Genomic DNA, 6205 nt, shown 5'->3' on the forward strand with positions numbered 1-6205 from the left:
TCGCCTGGTCCCTCTTCCGACGCAGGCATCACGCTGCCGCCAAGACAGCCATTACCTCGGCAAGCCCTCACGGAACCCTGAAACGGATCTCCTACTGGAGTACTTGGGCGGCTGGCCTCCCGGACGCCTGGCGGATGGGCATGTCGGCCAGCCAGACGTCGGCCAGGTCGCTGAGGGGGACGTCGAGGGCGTGGCTGAGGCAGACCACAGTGCCGAACGCGGGTGCGGGAAGGCGGCCCGCCTCGATCTTGCGCAGCGTCTCGGGGGAGATGCCGGCTGCCAGGGCCACCTCGACGAGGCTGCGGCCGGCCCGCGCGGCCCGGAGGGCGGCTCCGAGGCGCTGGCCCGCTGCGATCTGTTCGGCGGTGAGTGGTTGGCGAACCATGCCAGCAGGATATCCCTCCGGAGCAGCCCCGACCTGGCGTGGTATAAAAATACCGCATACGGAGAGGGAGGCTGTCGTGATCGAGCTCAAGTCCGCCGAGGAGATCGGCCGGATGGCGGTGACCGGCCAGTTCGTCGGCGAGCTGCTCGCCGAGCTGAGCGGTGTCGCCGCAGTCGGCGTCAACCTGATAGACCTCGAACACCACGCCCGCCGCCGGATCAAGGAACGTGGTGCCGAATCCTGCTACTGGGACTACGCCCCTTCGTTCGGCCGCGGCCCGTTCCGCAACGTGCTGTGCCTGTCGGTCAACGACGCGGTGCTGCACGGCCTGCCGCACGACTATGTTTTGCGGGACGGTGACCTGCTCAGCATCGACATGGCGGCCGGCATCGACGGCTGGGTCGCCGACTCCGCGCTCTCCGTCATCGTCGGCACCCCCGACCCGGCCGACCTGAAGCTGATCGAGGCCACCGAGGTCGCACTGGAGGCCGGCATCACCGCCGCCCAGCCCGGCGGCCGCCTCGGCGACATCTCCGCCGCGATCGGCGAGGTCGCTTACTCCTACGGCTACGGCGTCAACGCCGAGTTCGGCGGCCACGGCATCGGCCGCACCATGCACGAGGCCCCGCACGTCCCCAACAACGGCCGCGCCCGCCGCGGCATGAAACTCGACCCCGGCCTCACCATCGCCATCGAGCCCTGGTTCTGCCGCTCCACCGACAAAATCAAGTTCGACAACGACGGCTGGACGATCCGCTCCGCCGACGGCTCCCGCACCGCCCACTCCGAACACACAGTCGCCATCACGGCTTCCGGCCCCCAGGTCCTGACCCGCCGCCCCACTCACGGCGCCACCTCGGCCGACCCCACCAAAAAGTCCGCCACAGCCTCCTGACCCACTGCCCGCCTTAGGACGTGACTCAGGGCGTTCCAGGGAGGGGCCTGCCGCAGCTTCCTGAGCAAGTCCCAGCCGCACGCCTCAGCCCACCGCCACACCGCCACAGCAGGTCAAAACGGATCTCCTTCTGGAGCACTAGAACTAGGCGGCGGGCTGGATGGCCCCGACGGTGCCGGCCCCGACGAGCGGCCGACCCAGGAAATCCACCGGTCCCGGATCGACATTGAAACGCGACCGGAGGTTGAGGGCGCGGCCGGCCAGTGGCGAATCACGGCGCGGCGTGAGCGCTTGCGCCCGTTGGGCCGGGGAGCCGGAGCGATCGGCCGTCACGAAACGCGGGTCTGCGCTCGATCCGCCGACCTTCGCCCCGAGGCGTTCCTGCCCGGTAGCCGCGCGCCAATCTCCCATATTGGCATAGGACGCGCCGGCCCACGAAACGGCCCAGGTTCCCGATTCGGCGAAGAAGTTGTTGCCCTGCAACAAGACATCGGCCGTCGAGAAGTCATCGGCGATCACCAGGTTGGTCCCGCCCGAGACAATCAGGTTGTTGCGCAGGACGACGTTGGACAAGCCACGAAAGAAATTCTGCAAGCGGATGGCCGCGGGGGCCCAGCCCTCCGCCTCCATCACCACGGTGTTGTGGTAGACCTCGGCGTTGTTAACCGACCCGGCCAGATGGATACCCGCGTACTCCGGCAGCTTGCGGGCGTCGTTGATACTTATGTTGAAACGGACGATGTTGCCGGTGTGCGCGGCATTGAGTTGGCCGCTGTAGAGCAGGTACCCGGCGCCGTCGTTGTCGTAGGACAGGTTGTACTGCAGGACTGACGAGGACACGTTCTGGTCCATGTCGAAGCCACCGCCGTCCTTCTGGCCGGCCGTGTGGTTGCGGAATGAGACGTTGCGCTCCATGACCACGGCGGTCGAATCCCAGGTCCAAATGCCGACCGGCCCTTCGGGCGCCGCGGCCGACCTCCCATTGTCGTGCGCGCTGGACCGCTCGATGCGCCCGCCTCGCACACTTCCGAGCGCGATTCCGCTTCCCGTGTGGCTAAAGTGATTGGTCGGGTCTCCCGCATTGTGGTGCACCTCGACATCCGACACGACGACGTCTTCGTGGGCATAGCGCGGCGCCGCGGCGTCGAAGCGAGGTCCGAAGCTGATCAGCCCATTCTCCGTGTTGCCGTGCAGGTTGGCAGCACGGATCCGTACGCCACGAAAGCCGGTAGAATTCGGGCCAGCTCCGATCTGTATTCCGTTCTTGAATCCGCTCACCTCGACCCCGGAAATGTCCACGTGGTCGAGTTTCCGGCCGTCGGTCAGGTCGGAGTAAAGCTCGATCCCGCCGGTGGTCTTGTTGTCCGCCCCGCCGCCGACGATCACCAGGTCCCGAATCTCGACGCCGGCTGTGTTGTGCACCCTGATCCCCGCGCCGCCGGCGGCCTCGATCGTGGCACGGCCGGCGCCGTATGTGTCGACGACGACCGGATTTGCCGCGTCACCCGCATCACCGGGCCCGAAGGTCAGGCTCCCACGGAAGTGCGCACCCCCTTCGAGTAGGAGTTTGTCTCCCGGCTTGAAGGCGAAGGCGGCGGCCTTGTCCAGCGATCGCCATGCTGTGGCGGGCGACGAGCCGTCGAGGGAATCGTCCCCGGTTGGGCTGACATGGTACGTGTTGATCATGGGTGGAGCGGCTACCCGATTCGACCTAAGCTCGAGAACATGCGCAAGCATGGGGAGGAACACCGCCAGCGCCAGCACCAGCACCGCGACGATTCGCCGACGTGAACGCCGGGTGGCTGGCGGCCCTGACAGGTCCGCCGGCAGATCAACCTCACTCTGTTGCCCATTTGTACCAGCTATCAAGGACTCCTACCGCCCTCTCCCAACCCGACACACCGCCCCAAACATCCCCTATCTGTACTTTAGGCCACTTTGGTGCCTACCTGCGGGACGTCTCGTAACCCGACGTACGCCCCTTGGAAACGATCACGGTGGATGTCCCGGTGCGGGCGCCGCAACGCTCGGCGTAGTCGCCGCACTCCTGGCCCTGTGCCGCCTGCACGAACGACTGTCCAGGAGCCGATGAGCCGGGCGCGGCCCGGACCCACCCGTCGGAGCGCACCACCACGGGTCAGACGCGCTGGTCGCCGATGACGGAAAGTAGTTGCAGCTTCTCGTAGCTCTCCGAGCCGGGCGCGGCGGTGAATACCAGCAGCATCTGGGACTCGTCCGGGTCCACCAGGGTCTGGCAGTGCAGTTCCAGGTCGCCGACCTCGGGGTGCCGGAAGCGTTTCGGCGGGCAGTACGCCCCCTGCACAGGGTGCTCCCGCCACAGCTCCGCGAACTCCGGGCTGGCGGCCAGCAGGGCGTCCACGATCGCCGCGGCGCGGGACCCCCGGCCGTCGCGGGCGTAGGCGGCGTGCAGGTGCGCGGCGATGAGCCGGCTGTGGATGGGGTGGTCTTCATCCGGGTGCCGCAGCCGTGCGACCGGGTCGGTGAACCAGCGGTGGTGCAGACTGCGCGCCAGCCCGCTGTACCGGGTCTCGTCGCCGAGCAGGGCGACCGCCGGCGCGGTCTGCGTCAGGGTCTCGCCCAGGTGGTTCACCACCTGCGCCGGGGTGTCCTGGAGCCGGTCGAGGATCCGCATCATCCCCGGGTTGACGTGGTCGGCCCGGACGGCGCGGTGTGGGACGGCGTAGCCAGCGAGCTGGAACAGGTGGTCACGCTCGGCCAGGGTGAGCCGCAGGCCGCGGGCCAACGCGGCGAGCAGCTGCTCGGAGGGGTGCGGGCCCCGCTGCTGCTCCAGCCGGCTGTAGTAGTCGGTGGACATGTCGCTGAGCGCCGCGACCTCCTCCCGCCGCAGCCCTCCGGTGCGCCGGCGTCGGCCCCGGGGCAGCCCGACGTCCTCCGGCTGCAACGCCTCGCGACGGGTGCGGAGGAAGCCGGCGAGTTGGGCGCGGTCCATGGCGTTCCTCCTCCCACCGGGCGGTGGATCGGCGTGCGGTGGGCACCGGAAGCGGCGCCCGCATCTCCTCACAACAGGTGATCTCGGCGCCGGTGTTCCGCCGCCCCACCCACCGTCCCGCGGCGGGTGGGGCGGATCCAGGGTCGGCCGGTCCCTGGCTCAGCCGGGCCGGGTCGAGCGGCGGGTCAGCCGGGCCGAATGGGCCAGCTACCGCAGGGAGCGGGCGGAGGGTTACCCGGCCCGGGCGTTGACGCGGGGGCGCACGGCGCCGCAGGCGAGGTGGCGCGCGCCGCACGCTCAGCGGGAGGTCAAGACCTGCTCGGCGTAGGCCCAGAGCCAGTCGGCGGCGACCGGGTCCACCGCGTGCTCGGCCACCCCCGCGGCGGGGTCCGGGCCGCCCGGTACCACCTCCGCCTCCTGGTTGTCCTCGAAGTACCGGCCGGTCACGCCCTCGAGCAGCGGTGACGCCGCCAACAGCACGGAGGTCGCGGCACCCTGCGCCGGGCTCTTGTAGTACGACGGCGTGATGAGGTTGCCCGCCTCGTCCATCGCCCCGAACGCGCGCATCGTGTCGTCGTCCAGGTGCCGTTGCAGGTTCGTGTGGATGTACCCCGGGGCGAGGGCGTTGGCGGTGATCCCGTCCGCGGCCCACCGTCGGGCGATGCCGACGACGAGCAGGACGCCCGCGGTCTTCGACTGGCTGTACGCGGTCCACGGGTCGTACGGGCGTCTCGCGAACTGCGGGTCGTCGAAGTCGACCCCGGCCCGCAGCTGGGCGCCGGAACTGACCACCACCACCCGGGCCGAGCCGGCGGCCCGGAGCCTGTCGTGCAGGCCCCGGACGAGCGCGAAATGGCCCAGGTAGTTGGTGGCGAGCTGGATTTCCCAGCCCTCGGCGGTCAGCCGCCGGTCCGGGACCGCCATGATCCCGGCGTTGGCGACCAGGGCGTGCAGCGGGCCCTGCCAGCCGGCGACGAAGGCGTCGACCGAGGTGAGGTCGGCCAGGTCGAGCGCGGCCGCCCGGACGCTGCCCGCGCCCGGTCCGGCAAACTCCTCGACCAGCCCCGCGGCCCGGTCAGGGTCGCGGGTGGCCACCGTCACCTCCGCCCCCGCGCGCGCAAGGGCGCGGACGGTTTCGGCGCCGATGCCGGAGGCACCGCCGGTGACGATCATCCGGCGTCCGGTGAGGTCGACGCCGTCGAGAATCTCCGCGGCGGTGGCGCGGGCGGTGAACGGGGTGGTCAGGCGTGCGGTGGCTGTCATGCCGGCAACGCTACGAGCGCCCCACCTGGACTGCCTATAGTCTGGACTCCGTCACTCTTTAGCGTACGTCCAGAGGAGGGGGTGCCCGTGGACCCGTTGGAGGACGTGCTGTCCCTGCTCGACGCGACGGGTCACGTGTCCGCCGCTATGTCCGCCGGTGGGCGTTGGGCGGTCCGGTTTCCGCCACCCGCCGGGCTCAAGTTCAACGCCGTCCGGCGGGGCAGCTGCTGGCTGGAAGTGGACGACGTGCCGGATCCCGTCCACCTTGCGGAGGGCGACTGCTACCTGTTGACCCGGCCCGTCGCGTTCACTCTCGCCAGCGACCTGAATGTGCCGGCCGAACCGGCGCATCCCCTCTTCGCGGCGGCCGTCGACGGCGTGGCCCGCGCCGGCGATGGCGACGAGGTGTTCCTCATCGGCGGTGCGTTCTCCTTCACCGGGCGGGCCCGCGCGCTGCTGCTCGACAGCCTGCCGCCGGTCCTCCATGTCCCGGCCGGCACGCCCGAGGCCGCCACCGTGCGCTGGGCGGTCGGCGAGATCGACGCCGAGCTGGGGCGCCGACCGACGGGGGCCACCGTGGTCGCCGAGCACCTCGCGATGGTCATGCTGATCCGGATTCTGCGCGTGCACCTCGCCCACGATCCCGACCGGAGCTCGGGCTGGCTGGCCGGGCTGGCCGATCCGACCGTCG

The 6205-nt window shown here is 70.1% G+C and carries 6 protein-coding genes; 2 read left to right on the forward strand and 4 right to left on the reverse strand.

Annotated features, from left to right (window positions below):
• Positions 1-91: 91 nt before the first annotated feature.
• Complete coding sequence (locus tag DKT69_RS09820) at positions 92-385, reverse strand: helix-turn-helix domain-containing protein (protein WP_109801270.1); 294 nt, start codon at positions 383-385, stop codon at positions 92-94.
• A 76-nt stretch (positions 386-461) separates the two neighbouring features.
• Here DKT69_RS09820 and map point away from each other — a divergent pair, with 76 nt between their 5' ends.
• Positions 462-1280 (forward strand): type I methionyl aminopeptidase, encoded by an 819-nt coding sequence (gene map, locus DKT69_RS09825; protein WP_109801271.1) that lies wholly within the window; start codon positions 462-464, stop codon positions 1278-1280.
• 144 nt (positions 1281-1424) lie between these two features.
• On the opposite strand, the gene DKT69_RS09830 is transcribed toward map, so the two are convergent.
• The 3 genes from DKT69_RS09830 to DKT69_RS09840 all read right to left on the reverse strand — a co-directional run bounded on the left by DKT69_RS09830 (position 1425) and on the right by DKT69_RS09840 (position 5514).
• The gene (locus DKT69_RS09830) at positions 1425-2966 is read right to left on the reverse strand and encodes a right-handed parallel beta-helix repeat-containing protein (RefSeq protein WP_161557792.1); all 1542 of its coding nucleotides are present in this window, start codon (positions 2964-2966) and stop codon (positions 1425-1427) included.
• A 451-nt stretch (positions 2967-3417) separates the two neighbouring features.
• A complete protein-coding gene (locus DKT69_RS09835; RefSeq protein ID WP_109801273.1) occupies positions 3418-4251 on the reverse strand; it encodes a helix-turn-helix transcriptional regulator in 834 nt (277 codons plus the stop codon).
• A gap of 297 nt (positions 4252-4548) precedes the next feature.
• Positions 4549-5514, reverse strand: a complete 966-nt coding sequence (locus DKT69_RS09840) for an SDR family NAD(P)-dependent oxidoreductase (RefSeq protein ID WP_109801274.1) — start codon at positions 5512-5514, stop codon at positions 4549-4551.
• A gap of 87 nt (positions 5515-5601) precedes the next feature.
• Here DKT69_RS09840 and DKT69_RS09845 point away from each other — a divergent pair.
• A partial coding sequence (locus DKT69_RS09845) for a cupin domain-containing protein (RefSeq protein ID WP_109801275.1) occupies positions 5602-6205 on the forward strand: 604 nt, incomplete at its 3' end.

It is taken from the genome of Micromonospora sicca, assembly GCF_003172935.1.
Classification (GTDB): domain Bacteria; phylum Actinomycetota; class Actinomycetes; order Mycobacteriales; family Micromonosporaceae; genus Micromonospora; species Micromonospora sicca.